This window comes from Citrobacter sp. Cpo030, from assembly GCF_030333005.1.
GTDB lineage: Bacteria > Pseudomonadota > Gammaproteobacteria > Enterobacterales > Enterobacteriaceae > Citrobacter > Citrobacter portucalensis.
In genome coordinates this window covers 1-334 of record NZ_JAOWGT010000016.1, presented here as the reverse complement: position 1 = coordinate 334, position 334 = coordinate 1, and the positions used below count along the sequence as shown (strand labels likewise).

1 pseudogene is annotated in these 334 nt (G+C 55.4%); it reads right to left on the bottom strand.

The window, feature by feature from the left end:
• Positions 1-325: pseudogene (locus OGY37_RS00170) on the bottom strand (IS1-like element IS1A family transposase); the annotation flags it as partial.
• Positions 326-334: the final 9 nt, after the last annotated feature.

The window sequence follows — 334 nt, the reverse complement described above, 5'->3', positions numbered from 1 at the left end:
TCCATTTCCGCGCAGACGATGACGTCACTGCCCGGCTGTATGCGCGAGGTTACCGGCTGCGGCCTGAGTTTTTTAAGTGACGTAAAATCGTGTTGAGGCCAACGCCCATAATGCGGGCGGTTGCCCGGCATCCAACGCCATTCATGGCCATATCAATGATTTTCTGGTGCGTACCGGGTTGAGAAGCGGTGTAAGTGAACTGCAGTTGCCATGTTTTACGGCAGTGAGAGCAGAGATAGCGCTGATGTCCGGCGGTGCTTTTGCCGTTACGCACCACCCCGTCAGTAGCTGAACAGGAGGGACAGCTGATAGAAACAGAAGCCACTGGAGCACC